The sequence below is a fragment of the Erwinia sp. MYb416 genome, assembly GCF_037479575.1.
GTDB classification, from domain to species: Bacteria; Pseudomonadota; Gammaproteobacteria; order Enterobacterales; family Enterobacteriaceae; genus Erwinia; species Erwinia rhapontici.
In genome coordinates, this window is sequence record NZ_JBBGYT010000310.1 from 1 (window position 1) to 2,472 (window position 2,472).

At 47.4% G+C, this 2,472-nt stretch carries 1 protein-coding gene; it reads right to left on the reverse strand.

What is annotated here, in order from left to right; translation table 11 throughout:
* Positions 1–89: 89 nt before the first annotated feature.
* Positions 90–2,472: fimbria/pilus outer membrane usher protein (locus WH277_RS03760; RefSeq protein WP_339504427.1), on the reverse strand; the 2,383-nt coding region annotated here is incomplete at its 5' end.

A 2,472-nucleotide genomic window follows, 5' to 3' on the forward strand; every position in this document is an offset into this window, starting at 1 on the left:
TCCCTGCCGTACTTAACATTGCCACTGTAGCCGTTTTTTTAAAAATTGATGCGATGTTCATATGGATACTTTCACTGTATAAAATTAATTTACTGGCAGGGCATTAAAATCTGCACCTGATCACGAGTCACTTTCTGAGGAACGACAATGTAACACTGCGTTATTCCTTCCCAGACCGTTGATAACTTCTCATTAGGTTTAACCCCGGAAATATAGGCAATGCCGTTGTCCATAATCATGGAGACGTTCACACCATCGCTGTTAAATATCTCTGCACCAAACGGCGGATAACTACCGTCGCTTAAACGAATCACTGCCAGCAGTTTTTCCCCCTGAGCAGCATTAAAACGTTCATAGCCAATCGCCCCTTCTGTCAGCGTATTGGTGGAAATTGCACGGCTAATTTCAATATCATCATCCATCGCATCAACATCGACACGTGTATCAAAACTACTGTAGCTGACGACATCAGGAACGATACCAATACCAAAATAGTTCGTTTTTACCGTCTTATCATTGAGCGGTATACCGGCGATCCCACCGGTATCCACCATGATACGGGCGGTATCCAGTGTGCTGCTGCTGTTGTGAAGCGCAGCACCATAGCGTGTTGCCGTCAGACCACCCCGGGCGGTCCCCCCAACGGAGACAAAGCGATCCTGTTGATAACTAATATTGGTGTCAATTTGCGCCATTTGGGCACGATGCTGGTAATAGCCATCCACTGCAGCTTTACCGTCACTGCCAACCCCTGTACGCATACGCCAGAGATTGTTGTAATCACTGCTGTCACTGTACGATGCCATTTGCGTATTTTTTTTTCCCTGCGTCTGCATCTCATATCCTGCCCAGCGGCTGTTACCGATCGGCACTGAGAACATAAGCGCTAAACTGTCATCCTTGCGCCCCTGGTAAATTGAACGGTAGAAGGACAGATTGGCTGAAATGCCATCAATATTGGCAAGACGAAACGCTCGTCCCACAGAAAAGCTGTAACGGTCTTGCCCGGTCTGATCCCAGTAATTCTGATGCGTATAGGTCAGATAGACGGTGGTTCTTAAATCGGGATTATCCATCCACAGGGTCTTGTTAGCCGTAATCGTGTACATCTCTTTCTCGCGGCCATAGCGGTCGCGGCTCCGATTACGCTCATCGAGATACTGAGACAAGGTCCTGAATTTTTTCTGAGAAAAACGATAGCCCGCAAAAGTGATACTACTGTTGTACTCATCAAACGTTTTCGCATAACTCAACTGGAACGACATCCCTTGCTGGGCACTGTCCCCAGGCAATTTACTTATCGACTGTGTGACATCTGCTGATAACGCACCCAGCATATCCATGTCTCGTCCCAGCCCTAAGGACCATGCGTTATAGTTACGTCCGGTTAACAACGCACCTCCGTACAATGACCAGGTGTTACTTGCCCCCCATGAGAAATCACCGGTAAAGAAACCCGGACCTTCCAGTTTATGGTTGTACTGCGACGGCCGACCCACGGAGGTGTTGTAACGGATATATCCCGGACGAGTCAGATAAGGGATATTGGCCGTGTTAACCTGAAAAGTGGTGATACTGCCGTCCTGCTCTTCGACTTTCACATCAAGAGCACCACGCACCGCACTGTTTAAATCCTGAATATTAAACGGGCCTGCAGGTACCGTGGTTTCATAAATGATACGGTCATTCTGGCTTACCGTGACTTTGGCACTGCTCTTGGCAATACCATGGATCTGCGGCGCATAACCCTGAAGATTAGGCGGCAACATGCGCTCATCGCTGGCAAGATTGAGCCCGGTGAAACGCACCGAGTTAAACACCTGGGAGTTAAGGTATATTTCACCCACAGTGAGCTTTGCAGCCTGCATCGGCAAAGGCAGATAAGCGTAAATCTGGTTCCAGTCAAAACGCTTCCTGTGATCGTCAGGGGAATAACTTCCCTGATATTCAGCACGAAAGCGCCACGCTCCCAGGTTAGCGCCAACCTGACCATACGCGGAAACATCACTGCTGGTACTCTGTGGTCTTATTTGACGAGACGTTTGTCCGCTTACGCTATAGTCCAGCAGGATACCAGGCACACCATGATCCCAGCGTTCCGGCGGGACCCAGTCCGGATCTGAATATTTCATCCACGCCTGAGGAATGGTGATATCCAGCATACCATCGTGGTTTTCCACAGTGACATTGGGGATAGTGGTAATATCCAAGCAGTGATTATTGATTTTACGGATAAGCTTAAATGCATCCTCTTTAAGAGCAAGTGAATTCACTACATCATCGGTTAAACAGGCAAGGCTGGTTTTCTCATTCTCTGGCGACAAGATATATGTTATTTTTAATCGGTTAAAAACCTTACCATTTATTTTAAGATCGAGAAGATAGGTCGCAGGTGAAACGAAATTGGTTTCAGAAAATCGACTTAAATCAACATTACTACGGTCAGATGCATCCAACGCATCGACACTAAAC